Origin of the sequence: Sulfobacillus sp. hq2, assembly GCF_002903155.1 — a bacterium.
Classification (GTDB): Bacteria; Bacillota; Sulfobacillia; order Sulfobacillales; family Sulfobacillaceae; genus Sulfobacillus; species Sulfobacillus thermotolerans.
Map to the genome: position 1 here is coordinate 1 of NZ_NWUL01000053.1, position 1,460 is coordinate 1,460.

The 1,460-nt window shown below is 62.2% G+C and carries 1 protein-coding gene and 1 pseudogene; both read right to left on the reverse strand.

The window, feature by feature from the left end:
• Nucleotides 1-659 (reverse strand): IS66 family transposase (locus CO251_RS18140; protein ID WP_207654703.1); only part of this gene is annotated, 659 nt, incomplete at both ends.
• A gap of 1 nt (nucleotide 660) precedes the next feature.
• Nucleotides 661-1,327: pseudogene (locus tag CO251_RS18145) on the reverse strand (transposase); the annotation flags it as partial.
• Nucleotides 1,328-1,460 lie beyond the last annotated feature (133 nt).

Below are 1,460 nucleotides of genomic sequence, written 5' to 3' on the forward strand. Positions count from 1 at the left end.
CTGCGCCACGTCCTTGGCGGGGTGGGTGGCCACCCGTTGCAGGACATCGACGAGGTAGTCGTACGGGTCCACCCCCTGAAGCCGGCAGGTACTGAGCAGGCTCTGGATGATCCCGAGATACTCGGCGCCCAACTCGGTCCAGCAAAAGAGCCAGTTCTTCCGGCCCAGGGGAATCGGTCGGATCTGTCGTTCGATGTGGTTGCTGTCTATGGGTACGTCGGGATCTTCCAGAAAGACTTGGAGCGGACCTTTGCGGCCATGGACATAGGCCAAGGCCTTGGTGAAGAGGTTGCTCGGTAGCAGGGCGATGTCCTGGAGCTGTTGCTCTACCCAGTGGAAGAAGGCTGTCACCAGCGGCAGGGTATGTCGTCTGCGGTATTCCCGCTTGGCCTGCCCGGTGAGTTGTTTCTCCTGGATTTCTTCCTCGATGCGATAGAACTCCCGGATCTGCCGGAGGGCTTCGGCCACCCGCTCGGGCTCATGGGCCTCGGCCTTGACGAATTCTCTGCGGCTATGCGCCCAGCACTGGGCATGGACTAGCCCTTCGTTCTCTTTCTGGAACCGGGCATAGGCGGCATAGCCATCGCTCAGGAGTACGGTGCCCGGCGGCAGCTTGCCGAGTAGCTCTTCGATGTGGACCGTGCCCCGGGTGGCGGCATNAGGCGGCATAGCCATCGCTCAGGAGTACGGTGCCCGGCGGCAGCTTGCCGAGTAGCTCTTCGATGTGGACCGTGCCCCGGGTGGCGGCATAGGGAAAGCAGATCTCCTGGGCATCGCCAAAGACGGGCCAGAAATACCCTCGGTGCATCTTGCCCTTCCCTGACAATCCGGCCTTGATGGGGGTTTCATCCATGGTCAGCACCCGCGATTGGCGAATGCTCTCGAACTGCGCCGCATAAATCGGTGCAAGCAGGAAGATGGAGCGTTGCACCAAGTCCGTGTGCCAGGAGCGGCTCACCCGCAGCCCCTGCTGGGTCATGCGCTGATGTTGCCGATACAAGGGCAGATGGTAGAGGAATTTGCCGATCAGGATTCCCGCCAGGAGACTGACGTCAGCCCGACCACCCTCCAAGACCGCGGCAGGCGCCGGGGCCTGGGTGATCTTTCCGGAGTCGCGCAGTTTCACTACGGGCCGCTCGTATTTGAGAACTACATAGCTGGCGGGCTCTTGGGCCAAGCGATAGCTGATCTTGGTGTCGATGATCTCATAGGCCGAAGGGTCCAGCCCCTGGGTCTCGGGAGCCGGCAGCACGATGGTTTCGACCGGCAGGCGCGATTCGTCGAAGAAGGGCAGGCTCTCTGCCTTCTCCTCGGGGCGCTTGGCCACCGTGCGGGTATGGGCAGCGACGGTACGGGTAGGAACCGGCTGTTTTTCCTGCGCCTCGAAGATCTCGCCGAGACTGAGCTGCTCTATGGGAGGAGGCGGAAGACGGCGCTCGCTCTTGGGTCCGAAGAGCTGG